We start from the raw sequence: 16,539 nt of genomic DNA, 5'->3' as shown, positions 1-16,539 counted from the left end.
CACGCTACATGAAAGACTCCAACTTTCTGAAGGAAAACAACGCCCGACATTTCTGGCAACCAATGGCGCACCCGGCCGACAGCCAGAAAAACCCGCCGACCATTCTGACCGGAGGTGAAGGGGTCAGCATCATTGATGTAGATGGTCACAAGGCGCTGGATGCAGTGGGTGGCTTATGGAACGTCAATCTGGGCTATTCGTGTGATCCGATAAAGCAGGCCATCACCGATCAACTGAACGCGCTGCCCTATTATTCAACCTTTCGCGGCACAAGCAACGACAAGGCGATCGAATTGTCTTATGAGCTGGCGCAGTTCTTTGCGCCTGACGGATTGACCCGTGCATTCTTTACTTCGGGTGGATCGGATTCGGTTGAGATCGCGCTGAAACTTGCACGTCAGTTTCACAAAGTTCAAGGCGAGGCTGGCCGTACCAAGTTCATCAGCCTGAAACAGGGCTATCACGGCACCCACTTCGCGGCTGCCTCGGTCAATGGCAATCAGAAGTTCCGTGCGGCTTATGAGCCGATGATGCCGGGCTGTTTCCACGTGCCCGCGCCCTGGACCTATCGCAATCCGTTCGATGAGACGGACCCCGAGCGTCTTGCGCAGCTTTGCGTAAAAGCGCTGGAGGCCGAAATCGCATTCCAGGGTGCAAACACCGTCGCCGCATTTATTATGGAGCCAATCTTGGGCGCAGGCGGAGTGATCCCGCCGCACAAGGGCTTTATGCCCATGGTGCGTGAGGTCTGCTCAAAGCACGGAATTCTGTTAATTTCGGACGAAATCATTACTGCCTTTGGGCGTACAGGCAGCGAAAGTGGCGCGAGACATTGGGGGGTGCAGCCCGATATCATGACAACGGCCAAAGCCATCACAAACGGCTATTTCCCATTCGGCGCGGCAATGATCTCTGGCGCGGTTGCGGAGGTGTTCGAAAGCGACACTACCGGCAGAGCTTCTGTCGATCAGGGCTACACCTATTCCGGGCACCCGGTTGGCGCGGCCGCAGCCTTGGCCACTCTTGCCGAGATCAACCGCCTGCGAGTTTGGGAAAACGCAGCTGCACGGGGGGATGAGATGTTTGCCGGGTTGAAAAAACTGGCCGAGAAATATGACGTAGTCGGTGACGTGCGAGGGGGTGAAGGTCTAATGTGCGCGCTCGAGCTGGTTTCGGACCGTGCGACCAAGGCGCCAATTGCCAAACATCTTCCGCTGCAGGTTCAAAAAGCAACTTATGAAGATGGCGTTATGGTCCGTGTATCTGGAAACAACATCATATTGTCTCCGCCGCTGGTCATCACGTCTGATGACGTAGCCAAGATCCTGTCAGCCCTGGATACAGGACTAGCGAGACTGTAGTGATCACGCTGGCCCCGGTCTTCAAGGTCGGGGTCAAACCTTTACGGCCTGCAGTTCCTCAAGTAGATCCAGTAGGTTGTCGATTTTTTCCTGCCCCATTTGCGCCTCGATCGTATTGTGAATCGCCAGCGAGGTCGCAAGGTTCTCTTCAAGAATTTGACGCCCCTCATCGGTGATCTTCACCATGGTGCGGCGCTTATCCGTGCTGCCCTGACGGCGGGATATCTGCCCATCAGTCTCCATCGTGCGTAGAATTCGCGTCAGGCTGGGAAGCAAAAGGCAGGCCTCATTTGCAATAGTGCTTTGTTCCACTTCGCCCATTTCGTCCAGAACACGAAGGATACGCCACTTTTGCTCAGTCAGCTGTATCCCCTGCAGCATATCCCGAATTGGGGCCATAACGGTTTCGCGTGCGCGCAGCAGGGCGATCGGAAGAGCGCGAGAGGTTCTCGTGGTATGGCTTTGTCGGTTCATTCCAGCCTTCTAGAACGCCATTTCAGGAATTGCAAAGATTAACAAAGCAAGTTCTTGACGGTCGCGATACAATTTACTAAACATGTTAAGTAGTAAAGGAGAGGTCATGCCACACTTCCACGTCGAATACTCCGGCAATCTGGACGATCGGGTCGACATCGGTGGCTTGTGCGAATGCATACGAGACACCGCTGCGGGGATTGAGGCTTTTCCAATGCCGGGAATTCGCGTCCGCGCCACGCGTGTTGACTATTTTGCCATTGCGGATGGAGATCCCAAGCATGGCTTTGTGGACATCTCAATCCGCCTGCGCGCTGGCCGTCCTGACGACGTTAAGAAGGACGCAACACAGCGTATCTTTGACGCGGTTGAGGCGTATCTGGAACAGGCCTTCTCGAAACACTCTATCGCGCTTTCACTAGAGATGCGTGACATCGACCCAGACCTTTCGCCCAAGACCGGCACAATCCGGAATCATTTGGCTGCGACAAAGCAGGAGACCTGACGCATGAGCGTACTGGATACGAATATCGAGAAACTGGCAGGCTTTCTGGCCCGGTTCAAAGAAACAGGCATCAAGAACCGCATCGCAGGCGAAGACCGGGATGGCGCAGCGGGTGTTTTCCAATCCTCCTCTCCCGTGGATAAATCGGTGATCTGCGACGTTGCGCACGGTACGTCCGACGATATCGACGCGGCGGTCAAAGCGGCCCATGCTGCCTTTACTGAATGGCGCGACATGCCCGCCACCGAACGCCGCCGGATCCTGATAAACGTTGCCGATGCGATCGAAGCCCGGGCAGAAGAAATTGCGCTGTGTGAGTGTTGGGATACGGGTCAGACATTGCGGTTCATGTCCAAGGCGGCGCTGCGCGGTGCCGAGAATTTTCGCTACTTTGCGGATCAAGTCGTGCAGGCTCGCGACGGGCAACACCTGAAATCGCCGACGTTGATGAATATCACCACTCGTGTACCTATCGGCCCGGTTGGCGTGATTACTCCGTGGAACACGCCCTTCATGCTGTCGACTTGGAAAATCGCGCCCGCTCTGGCCGCGGGCTGCACCGTGGTCCACAAACCAGCCGAAGACTCACCTTTATCTGCCCGCCTGTTGGTGGAAATTGCCGAAGAGGCGGGTTTGCCCAAGGGCGTGCTGAATACTGTGAACGGGTTTGGCCCTGATGCCGGTAAGGCGTTGACAGAGCATCCCTTGATCAAAGCCATCGCTTTTGTCGGAGAAAGCCGGACAGGCAGCAGCATCACAAAGCAGGGTGCCGATACGCTCAAGCGGATGCACCTGGAACTGGGCGGTAAGAACCCTGTTATCGTGTTTGATGACGCCGATCTGGACCGGGCTCTGGATGCGGTGATTTTCATGATCTACTCGATCAACGGTGAGCGCTGCACCTCGTCCTCGCGGCTGCTGGTGCAGGACACTATCAAGGAAGAGTTCGAGGCCAAACTGGTCGAGCGTGTGAACAACATCAAGGTCGGGCACCCCCTGGACCCTGCGACAGAGATCGGCCCGCTGGTCACTGAGGAGCATTACAACAAGGTGACCTCATACTTTGACATCGCAAAAGAGGATGGTGCGACCGTCGCGGCCGGTGGGGTCAAGGTTGGTGATGGCGGATTTTTCGTACGCCCGACATTGTTTACCAATGCCAACAACGACATGCGCATCGCGCGAGAGGAAATATTTGGCCCCGTGCTAACTTCCATTCCCTTCTCGACCGAAGAAGAAGCGCTGCAAATCGCCAATGACACGCCCTATGGGTTAACCGGCTATGTCTGGACCAACGACCTTACACGCGCCCTGCGCTTTACCGATAGGTTGGAAGCTGGGATGATCTGGGTGAACTCGGAAAATGTTCGTCACCTGCCCACGCCTTTTGGCGGAGTGAAGGCGTCAGGTATCGGTCGCGACGGCGGTGATTGGAGCTTTGACTTCTATATGGAGCAGAAACACGTGGGCTTTGCCACTGGTCAGCACAAGATTATGCAGTTGGGAAAGTAACGCCTCTCGAGCGACGTCTGGACAAGGTGCCGCTCGTAAAAAGATAAGATACGCGCGCACATCTATGGTCCATGAACTCTTTGAGAGTCGGACCAAATGACGTCTGGTCGTCCGCTCTCCCTAACAAAGCGGTCAGACGCCACCTTAAGTGAGGAGGAACTGACATGGGAAAGATTGTACAGGCTGCTAAGATCACACATGTGCCGAGCATCTGGATGTCCCACACGATGCCGAAATACAAAGGTATCCGGCAACCTGCGATAGATGGTTACGCACGTCTGCGTCAGGACGCGATTGACCGCGAGGTCGACACCTTCATCGTATTCGATACACATTGGATCACCAATCAGGGCTTTCACCTGAACACAAAAGAGCGCCACAAGGGCCGCTTTATTAGCCATGAACTGCCGCACATGCTGGCGGATATGGAGTTCGACTATCGCGGTGATCACGACCTTGGTGAAACCATCCTTGAAGTTCTGAGAGAGCGTGGGGAACGGGCACTGGGTCATTCGCATCCCGACATGGGAATGGAGTACGGTACCCTTTTGCCGATGCATTTTATCAATGACGATGTGAATGCCCGGGTGCTGCCAGTTGCGGTCAACCAGTTCTCGTCCATCGCTGAGAACCGCGTTTGGGGTGAAGCCATCGCCGAAGGCATCCGGCGTTCGAACCGCAATGTTTCTATTCTGGCCTCCGGGTCTCTAAGTCATGACTTCACGCCGAATGAGCGCTCGGTCGAGGGTCTGAACGCAGTGAATGGCGAGTTCAACCGCCAGATGGATATGCGCGTTCTCGAATTGTGGGAACAGGGCCGGTTCGAAGAATTCTTGGACCTTTTGCCTGACTACGCCAAGAAATGTACGGGCGAGTGTGCGATGAACGACACTGCGCTGCTGTTCGGTGCGTTGGGATGGGGCAGTTACAAAGGCGAGATCGACATCTACACCCCGTATTTCGGTAGTTCCGGAACGGGTCAGGCAAATATCAGCTTTTCGGTCTGAGGCCGAGACACGGGAAACCTGCAAATGACAGACTTACGTCTCAACGACCCCACGTTGCTTATTGAAGCGGCACGGGTTGGCTCCAAATGGGTCGGTGCCACTGAGGTATCCACCACTCTGGAAGTGACCAACCCGGCAACTGGTGATCTAATCGGACGAGTCCCCAATCTTGGGGCGGCCGAAACGGCCGAAGCAATCGCCGAAGCGCACCGTGCACAGAAGGGCTGGGCCAAGCTCACAGCAAAGGACCGCAGCCAAATTCTGCGCCGCTGGTATGACCTGATGATCGAAAACCAGGATGATCTTGGCGCTATCCTGACCGCCGAGCAGGGCAAGCCGCTGGCTGAGGCCAAGGGTGAAATCGCTTATGGTGCCAGCTTCATCGAATGGTTCGCTGAAGAGGCCCGCCGCGCCTATGGCGACGTCACCCCCGGCCACGCGCCGGATAAGCGGATCATCACCATCAAACAGCCGATTGGGGTTGTTGCCGCGATCACGCCGTGGAATTTCCCCAATGCCATGATCACGCGAAAGGCGGGACCGGCACTGGCGGCAGGCTGTTCCATGGTGCTCAAACCTGCCAGCCAGACGCCGTTCTCGGCTATCGCGCTGGCAGTTCTGGCCGAGCGAGCCGGGTTGCCTGCGGGATTGTTCTCGGTCATCACCGGATCAGCGCGCGCCATCGGAGGTGAGATGACCTCGAGCAAAATCGTGCAAAAACTGACCTTTACCGGGTCCACCGAAATCGGCGCGATGCTTTATGCGCAATGTGCACCTACGATCAAGAAACTAGGTTTGGAATTGGGCGGCAACGCGCCGTTCATCGTTTTTGACGACGCAGATCTGGACGCGGCAGTCGAAGGGGTAGTGATCGCCAAGTTCCGAAACAACGGCCAGACCTGCGTCTGCGCCAACCGCATCTATGTCCAGTCCGGGGTCTACGACACGTTCGCCGAAAAACTGGCCGCCAAGGTCGCAAAACTGCCGACTGGAAACGGCTTTGACGAGGGCACCGTCTTTGGCCCACTAATCGATCAAGCCGCAGTCGCGAAAGTGTCTGAGCATATCAAAGACGCAACCGCCAAGGGTGCAACAGTCACACTGGGCGGCAAGCCGCACGCCCTTGGCGGCACTTTTTTCGAGCCGACCATCCTGACTGGCGTGACCGCAGACATGGCGGTGGCGACCGAGGAAACCTTCGGCCCAGTCGCGCCTTTGTTCAAATTCGACAGGGAAAGCGAAGTTATCGCAGCCGCCAATGATACCGAATTCGGCCTCGCTTCGTATTTCTATTCGCGCGACATGGCCCGTGTTTGGCGCGTGTCCGAAGCATTGGAATATGGCATGGTCGGGATCAACACCGGCCTGATCTCAACTGCTGAAGCGCCCTTTGGAGGCGTTAAGATGTCAGGTCTGGGGCGCGAGGGATCGCGCCATGGGCTGGATGACTTCATGGAACTCAAATACTTGTGCATGGGTGGCATTGACGCCGCCGAGGAGGCCTGATGCGCTTTGCAACTTTCACCGCAAACGGAGCAACTTTTTTCGGCGCGATCACCAAGGACGGTGCAATTGCGCTAAACGACGCCTTTCCCGATCAGGCCAGCCTTTATGAGGTGATCGCCGCGGGCACGTTTGAACAGTTGACCGAGGCCGCAGCAGGCCGGGAAGTAACCCACAAGGAATTCACTTACGAAATGGTGATGCCGGATGTCCGCCGCATCCTCTGCGTCGGAGTGAACTTTCCCGACCGCAACGCAGAATACAAAGACGGCAGCGAACAACCGAAATACATGTCGTTGTTTCCGCGCTTTGCCAGCGGTTTCACCGGGCACGACCGCCCGCTGATCCGTCCTCCAGAAAACCACACGCTGGATTACGAGGGCGAGGTCGTTATCGTGATTGGCAAATCCGGTCGGCGAATTTCACAGGAAGATGCCTATGACCACATCGCAGCCCTAACCTTGTGTAACGAAGGCACAATTCGCGACTGGGTCCGCCATGCCAAGTTCAACGTCACACAGGGAAAGAACTGGGACAATTCCGGTGCCATCGGTCCGTGGCTAGTGCCATTCACCGACGCGGCCCAGTTGGACGATGCCCGAATTCAGACCCATGTGAATGGTGAGTTGCGCCAGGACGATACGCTGAATCGCATGATGTTCCCGATAAGGCGCGAGATCGAATATATTTCGACCTTCATGACGCTTCTGCCCGGAGACATCATCGTCACCGGCACCCCGACGGGTGCGGGCGCGCGGTTTGAACCACCGAAATACCTGGCTCCGGGTGACGTAGTGGAAATCTCAGTCGAGGGCATTGGAACGCTGCGCAACACAGTCGAGGACGAACAGGTATGACCCCCGAAGATCATGCCCGTGCCGCAGCCGACTTGTTGCAGGCTGAATGTTCGCACGAACAGATTGGCCTTCTGACACTGCGCCATCCCGAAATGGGGATGAGCGACGCCTATGAGGTGCAGAACGCCATCTATCGACAGAAATTGGCCGAAGGGCGCAAGGTGATCGGCTGGAAAATCGGGCTGACCTCAAAAGCGATGCAATATGCGCTGAATATCGACATTCCCGACAGCGGAATTTTGTTCGATGATATGAAGTTCGATCACGGCGAAACCGTTCCTGCGGGCCGGTTCATCCAGCCCCGGATCGAGGCCGAGATTGCTTTTGCCATGAAATCTGCGGTAGGCGGAGAGAACGTCACCCGTGACGACATCATTGCCGCCACGGATTACGTCGCGCCTTCGATTGAAATCCTCGACACGCGTATTCAGCGTGTCGACCCCGCGACCGGACAAACACGTACCGTCTATGACACAATCAGCGACAACGCCGCCAATGCCGGCATCGTGTTGGGCCCCGAACGTCATTCGATAGATGCATTTGATTTGCGTTGGGTCGGGGCACTGACCTTCCGCAATGGTGAGATCGAGGAAACCGGTCTGGGCGCGGGTGTTCTGAACGACCCAGTCGAAAGCGTCGTCTGGCTGGCCCGTCGCATGGCGCAGTACGGCCAGAGCATAGAACCGGGCCAGGTGGTCTTGTCAGGTAGCTTTATTCGACCCGTCGAATGCCCGCCGAGCACCGAAATCCATGCTGATTTCGGACCATTTGGCTCGGTCGATATCAACTTTGCCTAAAGGAGGCCGGGATGCCTGCGCCACTAAACGCTTTCAAGGCCGCGCTGCAGGCTGGTCAGCCGCAGGTCGGCTGCTGGATTGGAATGGCCGACACCTATGCCGCTGAAATCGCGGCCACGTCCCATTTCGACTGGTTGCTTGTTGACGGAGAGCACGCCCCAAACGATCTTCGCTCAATTCTGGAACAGGTGCGGGTCATCGAAGGAAGCGGCAGCCAACCAGTCGCACGTTTGCCGATCGGTGAAACCTGGATGATCAAGCAATACCTCGATGCCGGCGCTCAGAATATTCTGGTACCGATGGTCGAAAGCGGAGATCAAGCACGGGATTTGGTGCGGGCGGTGCGATACCCGCCCCACGGAGTTCGGGGCGTGGGTTCGGCGTTGGCAAGGGCGTCGCGCTTTGCGGCGATCCCGGACTATCTGAAAACGGCTTATGAACAGATCTGCCTGCTTGTTCAGGTGGAAAACCGCGCCGGGTTAGAGGCACTAGACGATATTCTTGCCTCTGACGTTGATGGGGTCTTTCTCGGCCCCTCCGATCTGGCCGCTGACATGGGCCATATCGGTGATGCTGGTCATACAGAAGTGGTAGAGGCTGTGTTGGACGCGATAACTCGGGTAGTCGCCGCAGGCAAATCTGCTGGGATACTTACACTGGATCCGGCCATGCAGCGCAAATGTCTGGATCTGGGGGCAACCTTCCTGGCCACAAACATCGACGTTACTTTGTTCGCGCAGGCGGTGCGCCGGGCCGCCGATGAAGCCTTGGCGTTGCTACCTGACCAAAGCGTTTCGGGTGTTGCCAAAACGGAAGCGGCCAGCAAGTACCTGCAGCAATTGTGCAAGCACTGGTCCCACAAGGCTCAAGTGTCTTTCGACGACAAGCACGGCAGCGTTGTATTTCCGGGTAGAAACCGGCTGACCATGACCGCTGGAGAAACCAGCCTTTCGCTGACGGCTGAAACCGGCCCTCGCGGTGATCTGGGCCGCTGGCAAGACGTCATCGAAGCGCATCTGGTCCGGTTCGCTTTTCGCGAAGACTTCGGCATTGACTGGGCGGGCTGATCCTCGACCAACCCTGAAGACGAAGAAAAGGACCACTCATGTCAGATCCGATTTATGCAATCGGCGATATCCATGGCCAACTGGGGATGCTTGAAGACGCACTGGACCGGATCGCACGGGATGGAGGACCAGACGCCAAGATCGTGTTTCTTGGCGATTATACGGACAGGGGTGCGCAAAGTTGCGGGGTTTTGGATCTGCTGGTCCGAGGGAACGCCGACGGTAAGAACTGGGTCTTTCTACGTGGCAATCATGACCAGATGTGCGCAATGTTTCTGGAGGACTATCCGCGCAATGATGCGCGCCTGCTGGTCGGGTATCACTGGCTTCATCCTCGGATCGGCGGGATCGAAACGCTGCAGTCCTACGGGGTTGAAGCCACCAACGTGGACAGAATCTATCAAGTTCACGCCAAGGCCAAGGAGGCCGTCCCTCAGGCTCATATCGATTTTCTGAACGGGCTAAAGCCGTTCCATCAGGACGACGCATTGCTGTTCGTGCACGCAGGTATTCGACCCGGGGTGAAACTGGATCATCAAGACCACAACGATCTGATATGGATTCGTGAGGAATTCCTGAACCATACAGATCCACATCCATGGTTGGTAGTCCATGGCCACAGCCACGTGGCCGCACCTGAACATCATGGAAACCGTATCAATCTGGATACAGGTGCAGGCTATGGCCACGCCCTTACCACCGCTGTGTTCGAAGGCACCAAATGCTGGGTACTGGATGATGGTGGGCGGAAACTTGTGACTCACTGAGGCAGTCTCCTGCTCACATGGCGAAAAATGTAACGTCGCCGGTGTCGTTTCTGTTTCAGAAGCTTCTCAACCATGATCGCCGTCAGCGCTAAGCCTTGAACCACCCCATTGGGCCTATCAGGCACTTAATGGAACAGTAGTCCTTTACGGCGGTCGGCATGATTGGCTGCAAAAACAGCTGGAATGGACAACATTTTTTACGCCGGCAACTTCGCAAAAAATCTTCGAATGCACTCAGCAACAATAGTTCAAACACGTAACTCCAAACGAAACGGCATTGACTTTAGTTTCATATGTAACGATATTCGTTGCAAATGAAACAAAACGAGTCACGCGAGCGACATACTTCGGGAGAACACAATGGCTAAGGCATTCGCATCTCAGGGAGATTTGGCTGAAAAGACGATTAGCTTCACCGAAGTGGGTGAAGGGCTTTGGGCCTTTACTGCTGAAGGTGATCCCAATTCCGGCGTGATCATCGGCGATGATAGTGTCATGATTGTCGAGGCGCAGGCCACGCCACGTCTGGCTGGAAAGGTGATTGAGAAGGTCAGAGAAGTTACCGACAAACCGATCACACATCTGGTGCTAACTCACTATCACGCGGTTCGTGTTCTAGGCGCTTCAGCATATGGCGCAGATCAGGTTCTCATGTCCGAAACAACCCGAGCGCAGGTTGTCGAACGCGGTCAGGAAGATTGGGACAGTGAGTTTCAGCGTTTTCCACGTCTGTTCGAAGGCCATGAAAGCATTCCCGGACTGACCTGGCCCACCACGACCTTCAAGGATCGCATGAGCGTCTACCTTGGAAATCGACGCGTCGATCTTATGCATCTTGGTCGCGCTCATACTGCCGGGGACATCGTCATTCACGTCCCCGACCAGAACGTCATGTTTACCGGTGACATCGTCGAGTACCACTCGGCCTGCTATTGCGGCGACGGCCATTTCAACGATTGGGGTGGCACTCTGGACAATATCGCCGCATTTGACGTCGATGCTATCGCGCCCGGCCGCGGTGATGCTCTGCTCGGAAAAGACATGGTTGAAGCAGCAATCGAGTCCACCCGGGATTTTGTCGAAAGCACATATCGCCCGGCTGCTCGTGTCGCTGCTAGCGGCGGCACCCTGAAAGATGCCTGGGAAGCTGTACGCGACGCGTGCGACCCGAAATTCGCTGACTACGCGATCTACGAACACTGCCTGCCGTTCAATGTTGCGCGCGCCTATGACGAAGCCCGCGGCATCGACACACCACGTATCTGGACGGCGCAGCGGGATCTGGAAATGTGGGAGCAACTGCAAGGCTGAAAGCCTGAAGGGAGGGGATTTTCCAATGTTTGATGACCGTTACACGCTCGCCCACAAGAGCTATCCATACGAAAAATCGCCCGATCAGGATATTGACGCGCCGGTGCGTCACCCGGTTGTGGTCATGGGCGGCGGGCCGATCGGAGTGGCCACCGCGCTGGACCTCGGCCGCCAGGGTATTCCGGTGGTTGTGCTTGATGATCATGAGGGGATCGGCATGGGCAGTCGGGCGATTTGTTTCGCAAAGCGCTGCCTGGAAGTGGCCGACCGCTATGGCTGCGGCGAACCGATGCTCGAAAAAGGCGTTGTCTGGAACCTCGGTAAGGTATTCCATCGCGATGACAAGGTTTTCGAATTTAACCTGTTGCCGGAAGACGGGCATAAATACCCCGCCTTCATCAATCTACAACAGCCATATTTCGAGCAATACATGATCGATCGCCTGCGCGAGCTGCAGGACAAGGGTGCCCCGATCCAGTTGCGTGGCAAGAACCGTGTGGACGCGGTCGAAGTACACGACGATCACGTCACCCTGAAGGTGATGACACCGGATGGGCATTACACCCTTGAAGCAGACTGGCTTGTCGGTTGCGACGGTGCCAATTCACCGCTGCGCGGGATGCTTGGTCTCGATTTCAGCGGTCGCGTCTTTCAGGACAGCTTCCTGATTGCCGATATCAAACTGAAAGGCGATCTGAACTTCCCTACTGAGCGCTGGTTCTGGTTTGAACCGACCCACGGCTCTGGCGCCTCAGCTTTGTTGCACAAGCAACCTGATGATGTCTGGCGGATCGACTTCCAGATCGGCTGGGATGTTGACCGCAAAGAAGAACTTAAAGAAGAGAATATCCGTCGCCGATTGGATGCGATGCTTGGGGATGCGGACTATGAAATGGTCTGGTCCTCTATCTACACCTTCCAGTGCAAGCGGATGGACAGCTTTCGCTCTGGTCGCGTGTTTTTTGCTGGTGATGCGGCGCACCAAGTCTCGCCCTTTGGTGCGCGTGGTGCCAATTCCGGCATGCAAGACGTGGACAATCTTGGCTGGAAACTAGGGTTGGCTATTCAAGGCAAAGCACCTGAGAGCCTGCTTGATACCTACGATACGGAACGGGTTCATGGCGCGGACGAAAACATCATGAACTCTACACGGTCCACCGATTTCATCACGCCGAAATCAGAAACCAGTCGGATATTTCGCGATGCTGTGCTCAGCCTAAGCGGAACGTATGAGTTCGCACGACCGATGGTCAACTCGGGTCGGCTGTCGGTTCCATGCATCTACAGTGAATCCCGCCTAAATTCGGCCGACGCGCTGTCAGGCGGGCCCGAAAGGACGCAGCCCGGTGCCCCCTGCCCCGATGCACCGCTGGGCGATGAATACCTGTTGTCGAAGCTGGGTGATGAGTTCATCCTTTTGACAATCGATGCAGAAGCACCTGAAGTTCTGGAGGTGGACGGGATTACGGCGCGCCGCCTGGCTCTTTCGACCCGCGACGACCCAACCGGTCAACTCAGGAAACGCTATCTCGGCGAAGCCAGTTCGGCAGTCTACTTGATCCGACCAGATCAGCATGTCGCTGCCCGCCGAGCGGAATACAACGAAACCCTGATGCGCACTGCCTTGCGCCGTGCGGCCGGTAAGGAAGTAAGCCAATGAGCGATCTGACCCTGACACCGAATATCGACGGAACCGACGATTTCTACGCCGACCTGCTGGCAACGCATGAGGGCAAGACCAAGGCCGAGAGCGATACAATCAACGCGAGGTTAATTCTGATCCTGGCCAACCACATTGGCGACCGGAACGTCCTGAGCCAGGCGCTCAGGGCTGCCGACATCACATAATCCAAGGGAGGATACCATGAATATCAAACTGAAGGGCAACAGCCTGCTGCTCGCCGGCATTGCAACCGCTGCAATGTCTATCGCAACGACTACCGCGGCAGAGACCAAGCTGGCGCTTTCGAGCTGGCTGCCGCCGCGCCATCCGATCGTCGTTGAGGCAATCAAACCCTGGGCCAAGCAAGTGGAGGAAGTCACCGACGGCCGCGTGACTGTTCGTGTGCTTGCAAAGCCCATGGGCCCGCCCCCGGCACATTACGACATGGCTGCTGAAGGTATCGCTGACATCACCTACGGCTTGCATTCCTTTACCACAGATGACCGTTTCACTCGCTCTCGGATCGGTCAGTTCTCGTTCATTGGTGACGATGCCGTTGCTGGTTCTAAAGCATTCTGGAACGTCTATTCCGGCCCTCTGGAGGCGCAAAAAGAACATGAGGGCACCAAGCTTCTGGGGCTCTTTGTGCACGGCCCCGGTATGCTGCACAACAATGTCCGTAAGATCGAAAAGACAGACGATTTCTCGGGTCTCAAGATCCGCGTTCCTGGTGGCTACATCTCAGACCTTATGTCTGGTCTCGGCTCCACAACGCTCTTCATGTCTTCGGGTGAGGTGTATGAAAAACTCTCGCGCGGAGTAATCGATGGCGTGACGTTCCCCTACGATGCTCTTGCTGCGTTCAAGCTAACCGAAGACGTCAAGTACACGATGCAAGTCCCCGGCGGCATCTACAACACCACTTGGTTCATGGTCATGAACGAAGACAAATGGAACGAGATCTCTGAAGAGGATCAGGCAGCCATCGAGGCGATTTCCGGTGAAGCCTTTGCCGCACTGGTTGGCGAAGCTTGGGTCGGCGCAGACGAGAAAGGCAGCGCCGCGGCCGAAAAGGCCGGGATCGAAATCTACGAAGCGCCAGCCGAAGTCGTAGATGCGATCAAATCACAGGCAGCAGATGCAGAAACAGCGTGGTCCGAAGCCATCTCGGCTGACGGCTACGACGGCGCGGCGGCACTGGAAGAAATGCGCAAACAAGCTGGCGTGGACTTCTGATCCATGGAGCGGCTTCGCCATCGTTTCCCCGACCAGCCCCCTGATGAGGGGCTGGACATCGGGTTGCTGCTCGACAGATCTCTGGGTGTCGGGGCCGCACTGATCCTGTTCAGCCTCGTCCTCATCACCTGTGTGGATGTAGTTGGGCGCTACCTGTTCAACGCACCGCTATCCGGCGCCTTCGAACTCACTGAAATACTGCTGGCAGCGCTCGTTTTCCTTGCCTTACCACTGACGACAGAGCGCCGCGAACATGTCGAAGTCGACTTGCTGAATCTGGCGCTCGGACGCAAGACGCAACGTCTTTTGTCTGCGTTTGCTGGCCTGTTCTCTGCAGCCCTGTTAGCCACCTTTTCTTGGCGGCTTTTCACCCATGCGGCCAAGGCCGCACATGACGGCGCGGTGACCAACGCGCTTGAGATTCCACTGGCACCATTCGGCTATCTGGCTGGGGTTTCCTGCATGGTTTCGGCGTTCATCGCATTCCTGCGCGGATTACAACCCCCCATCGAACACGACACCGATCAAGATCACCTAGAGGGCGCCCCATGATTGAATCTCTGATCGGCTTTGCTATCCTGCTGGGGCTTATACTACTGCGCGTGCCTATCGCGTTCGCAATGGCGGCTGTAGGCGGCTTTGGGTTTGCCTATATGCGTGGTTGGGAACCTGCCTGGGCTATGACAGGGCAAGTGGCGTTTGACACCTCTTTGTCTTACTCCCTTTCGGTCATCCCTCTGTTCATCTTCATGGGCAACGTGTTGGCCGGCTCGGGCGTGGCACACGGGCTGTTTGCCGGTGCCGATCGGCTTTTTGGCAGACTGCGCGGCGGACTTGCCATGGCTTCGGTCTTTTCTTGCGGCGGATTCTCTGCAGTGTGTGGCTCGTCCCTGGCTACTGCTGCCACGATGTCAAAAGTTGCCATGCCTTCAATGCGTCGTTTTGGCTATGATGACCGGCTGGCGACAGGCTCTATCGCCGCGGGTGGGACACTGGGCATTTTGATCCCGCCCTCGGTGATCCTGATCATCTACGGCCTGCTGACCGAAACCAATATTGCCAAGCTTTTTATCGCGGGAATTGTGCCAGGTATTATTGGTGTGCTGTTTTATCTTGGCGCGGTCATGGTTGCGGTACGGTTGAACCCCTCTCTGGCTCCGGAGGAGGAAAACACCGAACCCATGAGCCGGGCTGACGTCATAGGCGTGATCTGTGTGCTGGGCCTTTTTCTCTTCATCATGGTTGGCATTTATGGTGGGTTCTTCACACCGACTGAGGCGGCCGGAATGGGTGCAGGTGCTTCGATCCTGATCGCCATTGCCCTCAGGACGATGACCTGGCGCAGCTTTTTCGCAGCTACGCTGGATTCGATCCGGGCTACTGCCATGATCTTTGCTGTGATCATCGGTGCCGAGCTGTTCACCAACTTCATAAACTACGCCGGACTGCCGGATGCGCTATCAGGCTTTGTTGTCGACAATGAATTGCCGGTCTGGGCAGTCATTGTGTTCATCATGCTGACCTACATGGTGCTTGGTTGTGTGCTTGAAAGCCTGTCGATGATCTTGCTAACAGTGCCGGTCTTTTACCCGCTGATGTTTGAGCTTGAGTTTGCCAATGAACTCCTGCTCGATCCCGAAAACGCCCTGATCTGGTTCGCCATTGTGGTTGTTGTGGCCACTGAAATCAGCCTGATCACGCCACCGGTCGGTATGAATGTCTTCGTGCTGAAGGGCGTGTTGCAAGATGTCTCACTTGGAACGATCTTTCGTGGCGTGCTGCCATTCTGGATCGCAGACATCCTGCGGCTGACCCTGCTCATCCTTGTACCCTCCCTGTCACTCTGGCTGGTGGGGTTGATGTAACCGCCTGAGGCGACCGTAGGTCGCCTTGGCCTTGAAAACTGCACCCTCGGAAAGGAGAAATCGATGAAAATCGAGAAGATCCATCACGTCGCTTACCGCTGCAAAGACGCAAAAGAGACGGTCGAATGGTATGGAAAAATGCTGAACATGGACTTCATCCTGGCCATCGCCGAGGATCATGTCCCATCGACGCATGAGCCGGACCCCTACATGCATCTGTTTTTGGATGCCGGGAATGGTAATGTTCTGGCTTTCTTCGAGCTGCCCACGAAGCCGGAAATGGGCCGGGATCCCAATACCCCGATCTGGGTGCAGCACATCGCCTTCAAGGTGAAGGATCGTGAAACGCTGCTTCAGTTCAAGGACCATCTGGAAGCTAATGGCGTCGAAGTACTCGGCGTGACCGACCATTCGATTTTCCATTCTATCTACTTCTTTGATCCTTCCGGCCATCGTATCGAACTGGCCTGCCCGGACCCGGAAGAAGAAGCGCTGCTAGAGCGCATGGACGAAGTGAAATGGCTTATGTTGGACGAGTGGTCGAAAACCAAGAAAGCTCCGAAACATGCCGATTGGCTGCATGCCAAAGAACTCAACAAGTCTGCCTGACGGGC

At 56.1% G+C, this 16,539-nt stretch carries 17 protein-coding genes; 16 read left to right on the top strand and 1 reads right to left on the bottom strand.

Translation table 11 applies throughout. The annotated features are described in order from the left end of the window. Window positions 1–8 precede the first annotated feature (8 nt). On the top strand, window positions 9–1,361 hold the full coding sequence (locus DK510_RS03335) for an aminotransferase class III-fold pyridoxal phosphate-dependent enzyme (RefSeq protein WP_109310906.1): 1,353 nt from the start codon (window positions 9–11) through the stop codon (window positions 1,359–1,361). A 33-nt stretch (window positions 1,362–1,394) separates the two neighbouring features. Here DK510_RS03335 and hpaR read toward each other — a convergent pair whose 3' ends face one another. After that, window positions 1,395–1,835: a homoprotocatechuate degradation operon regulator HpaR gene (gene hpaR / locus DK510_RS03330; protein ID WP_058281156.1), complete on the bottom strand. Its 441-nt coding sequence runs from the start codon at window positions 1,833–1,835 to the stop codon at window positions 1,395–1,397. 106 nt (window positions 1,836–1,941) lie between these two features. On the opposite strand from hpaR, the gene DK510_RS03325 reads away from it, so the two are divergent. The 15 genes from DK510_RS03325 (at window position 1,942) to DK510_RS03255 (ending at window position 16,534) form a co-directional block, all read left to right on the top strand. Continuing rightward, window positions 1,942–2,340: a 5-carboxymethyl-2-hydroxymuconate Delta-isomerase gene (locus DK510_RS03325; RefSeq protein WP_058274537.1), complete on the top strand. Its 399-nt coding sequence runs from the start codon at window positions 1,942–1,944 to the stop codon at window positions 2,338–2,340. A 3-nt stretch (window positions 2,341–2,343) separates the two neighbouring features. Next, the gene (hpaE, locus tag DK510_RS03320) at window positions 2,344–3,852 is read left to right on the top strand and encodes a 5-carboxymethyl-2-hydroxymuconate semialdehyde dehydrogenase (RefSeq protein WP_109310905.1); all 1,509 of its coding nucleotides are present in this window, start codon (window positions 2,344–2,346) and stop codon (window positions 3,850–3,852) included. A 164-nt stretch (window positions 3,853–4,016) separates the two neighbouring features. Beyond that, window positions 4,017–4,859 carry a 3,4-dihydroxyphenylacetate 2,3-dioxygenase gene (hpaD, locus tag DK510_RS03315; RefSeq protein WP_109310904.1) on the top strand — a complete coding sequence of 281 codons (843 nt, stop codon included), beginning with the start codon at window positions 4,017–4,019 and terminating at the stop codon, window positions 4,857–4,859. Between the two features lie 24 nt (window positions 4,860–4,883). Then, window positions 4,884–6,365: an NAD-dependent succinate-semialdehyde dehydrogenase gene (locus tag DK510_RS03310; protein WP_109310903.1), complete on the top strand. Its 1,482-nt coding sequence runs from the start codon at window positions 4,884–4,886 to the stop codon at window positions 6,363–6,365. Next, window positions 6,365–7,219, top strand: coding sequence for a fumarylacetoacetate hydrolase family protein (locus tag DK510_RS03305; RefSeq protein WP_109310902.1), 855 nt, complete (start codon window positions 6,365–6,367; stop codon window positions 7,217–7,219). The genes DK510_RS03310 and DK510_RS03305 overlap by 1 nt, the downstream gene beginning before the upstream one ends. Continuing rightward, the gene (gene hpaH, locus DK510_RS03300; RefSeq protein WP_109310901.1) at window positions 7,216–8,016 is read left to right on the top strand and encodes a 2-oxo-hept-4-ene-1,7-dioate hydratase; all 801 of its coding nucleotides are present in this window, start codon (window positions 7,216–7,218) and stop codon (window positions 8,014–8,016) included. Before DK510_RS03305 ends, hpaH begins: the two co-directional genes overlap by 4 nt. 11 nt (window positions 8,017–8,027) lie before the next feature. Then, the gene (locus tag DK510_RS03295; protein ID WP_109310900.1) at window positions 8,028–9,083 is read left to right on the top strand and encodes an aldolase/citrate lyase family protein; all 1,056 of its coding nucleotides are present in this window, start codon (window positions 8,028–8,030) and stop codon (window positions 9,081–9,083) included. A 38-nt stretch (window positions 9,084–9,121) separates the two neighbouring features. Beyond that, on the top strand, window positions 9,122–9,850 hold the full coding sequence (locus tag DK510_RS03290; protein WP_109310899.1) for a metallophosphoesterase family protein: 729 nt from the start codon (window positions 9,122–9,124) through the stop codon (window positions 9,848–9,850). Window positions 9,851–10,210: 360 nt separating this feature from the next. Continuing rightward, window positions 10,211–11,161, top strand: coding sequence for an MBL fold metallo-hydrolase (locus DK510_RS03285; protein ID WP_109310898.1), 951 nt, complete (start codon window positions 10,211–10,213; stop codon window positions 11,159–11,161). A gap of 25 nt (window positions 11,162–11,186) precedes the next feature. Beyond that, window positions 11,187–12,821 carry an FAD-dependent oxidoreductase gene (locus DK510_RS03280; RefSeq protein WP_109310897.1) on the top strand — a complete coding sequence of 545 codons (1,635 nt, stop codon included), beginning with the start codon at window positions 11,187–11,189 and terminating at the stop codon, window positions 12,819–12,821. After that, on the top strand, window positions 12,818–13,009 hold the full coding sequence (locus DK510_RS03275) for a DUF2783 domain-containing protein (RefSeq protein WP_109310896.1): 192 nt from the start codon (window positions 12,818–12,820) through the stop codon (window positions 13,007–13,009). The genes DK510_RS03280 and DK510_RS03275 overlap by 4 nt, the downstream gene beginning before the upstream one ends. Before the next feature lie 16 nt (window positions 13,010–13,025). Further along, window positions 13,026–14,060, top strand: coding sequence for a TRAP transporter substrate-binding protein (locus tag DK510_RS03270; RefSeq protein ID WP_109310895.1), 1,035 nt, complete (start codon window positions 13,026–13,028; stop codon window positions 14,058–14,060). A gap of 3 nt (window positions 14,061–14,063) precedes the next feature. Next, entirely contained in the window at window positions 14,064–14,612 is a 549-nt protein-coding gene (locus DK510_RS03265) for a TRAP transporter small permease (RefSeq protein ID WP_082637164.1), read from the top strand. Beyond that, entirely contained in the window at window positions 14,609–15,925 is a 1,317-nt protein-coding gene (locus tag DK510_RS03260; protein WP_058278629.1) for a TRAP transporter large permease, read from the top strand. The genes DK510_RS03265 and DK510_RS03260 overlap by 4 nt, the downstream gene beginning before the upstream one ends. A 63-nt stretch (window positions 15,926–15,988) precedes the next feature. Then, on the top strand, window positions 15,989–16,534 hold the full coding sequence (locus DK510_RS03255; protein WP_058274548.1) for a VOC family protein: 546 nt from the start codon (window positions 15,989–15,991) through the stop codon (window positions 16,532–16,534). Window positions 16,535–16,539 lie beyond the last annotated feature (5 nt).

Source organism: Ruegeria sp. AU67 (assembly GCF_900312795.1).
GTDB classification, from domain to species: domain Bacteria; phylum Pseudomonadota; class Alphaproteobacteria; order Rhodobacterales; family Rhodobacteraceae; genus Ruegeria; species Ruegeria atlantica.
Note: the sequence above shows the minus strand (reverse complement) of the source record. Positions and strands in the feature narration are given on the sequence as shown.

Excerpts from the sequence above, each read along its gene's own strand:
- DK510_RS03335 (WP_109310906.1), top strand. The coding sequence starts at position 9 with ATGAAAGACTCCAACTTTCTGAAGGAAAACAACGCCCGACATTTCTGG.
- hpaR (WP_058281156.1), bottom strand. The coding sequence starts at position 1,835 with ATGAACCGACAAAGCCATACCACGAGAACCTCTCGCGCTCTTCCGATC.
- DK510_RS03325 (WP_058274537.1), top strand. The coding sequence starts at position 1,942 with ATGCCACACTTCCACGTCGAATACTCCGGCAATCTGGACGATCGGGTC.
- hpaE (WP_109310905.1), top strand. The coding sequence starts at position 2,344 with ATGAGCGTACTGGATACGAATATCGAGAAACTGGCAGGCTTTCTGGCC.
- hpaD (WP_109310904.1), top strand. The coding sequence starts at position 4,017 with ATGGGAAAGATTGTACAGGCTGCTAAGATCACACATGTGCCGAGCATC.
- DK510_RS03310 (WP_109310903.1), top strand. The coding sequence starts at position 4,884 with ATGACAGACTTACGTCTCAACGACCCCACGTTGCTTATTGAAGCGGCA.
- DK510_RS03305 (WP_109310902.1), top strand. The coding sequence starts at position 6,365 with ATGCGCTTTGCAACTTTCACCGCAAACGGAGCAACTTTTTTCGGCGCG.
- hpaH (WP_109310901.1), top strand. The coding sequence starts at position 7,216 with ATGACCCCCGAAGATCATGCCCGTGCCGCAGCCGACTTGTTGCAGGCT.
- DK510_RS03295 (WP_109310900.1), top strand. The coding sequence starts at position 8,028 with ATGCCTGCGCCACTAAACGCTTTCAAGGCCGCGCTGCAGGCTGGTCAG.
- DK510_RS03290 (WP_109310899.1), top strand. The coding sequence starts at position 9,122 with ATGTCAGATCCGATTTATGCAATCGGCGATATCCATGGCCAACTGGGG.
- DK510_RS03285 (WP_109310898.1), top strand. The coding sequence starts at position 10,211 with ATGGCTAAGGCATTCGCATCTCAGGGAGATTTGGCTGAAAAGACGATT.
- DK510_RS03280 (WP_109310897.1), top strand. The coding sequence starts at position 11,187 with ATGTTTGATGACCGTTACACGCTCGCCCACAAGAGCTATCCATACGAA.
- DK510_RS03275 (WP_109310896.1), top strand. The coding sequence starts at position 12,818 with ATGAGCGATCTGACCCTGACACCGAATATCGACGGAACCGACGATTTC.
- DK510_RS03270 (WP_109310895.1), top strand. The coding sequence starts at position 13,026 with ATGAATATCAAACTGAAGGGCAACAGCCTGCTGCTCGCCGGCATTGCA.
- DK510_RS03265 (WP_082637164.1), top strand. The coding sequence starts at position 14,064 with ATGGAGCGGCTTCGCCATCGTTTCCCCGACCAGCCCCCTGATGAGGGG.
- DK510_RS03260 (WP_058278629.1), top strand. The coding sequence starts at position 14,609 with ATGATTGAATCTCTGATCGGCTTTGCTATCCTGCTGGGGCTTATACTA.
- DK510_RS03255 (WP_058274548.1), top strand. The coding sequence starts at position 15,989 with ATGAAAATCGAGAAGATCCATCACGTCGCTTACCGCTGCAAAGACGCA.